At 64.9% G+C, this 336-nt stretch carries 1 protein-coding gene; it reads right to left on the reverse strand.

The genetic code is table 11. The annotated features are described in order from the left end of the window. A partial coding sequence (locus AX703_RS13645) for a DUF736 domain-containing protein (RefSeq protein WP_156452060.1) occupies window positions 1-294 on the reverse strand: 294 nt, incomplete at its 3' end. Window positions 295-336 lie beyond the last annotated feature (42 nt).

Consider the following 336-nt stretch of genomic DNA (forward strand, 5'->3'; position numbering starts at 1 on the left):
CGCCATGGTGCCGTCCTCGCGCGGGAAAGCGGCGATGTAGAGCGGCTGCGCCATCGACGGGTCGTCGATCTTGCCCTGGTAGAAGCTCTCGCCGGTCGCGTTCGAGGAAAGCTCGAAGAGCGCGCCGACGATCACCCAGCGGCGCTGGTCGTTGAGCGCGACGATCTCGTAGCGGGGTGCGCGGGGGTTGCTGGAGGTCACCGGCCGCAGGCCGATGGTGCGGGTGATGGTGAGCGTTTCGACAGAGCCGATCAGCTGGCCGTTGGCGTTCTTGCGGATTTCACCGATGTTCATGGACGTTCTCCTAGGTGGATCGATTGCGACCGAACCCCTTGT

The sequence above is a fragment of the Novosphingobium sp. CCH12-A3 genome, from assembly GCF_001556015.1.
GTDB classification, from domain to species: Bacteria; Pseudomonadota; Alphaproteobacteria; order Sphingomonadales; family Sphingomonadaceae; genus Novosphingobium; species Novosphingobium subterraneum.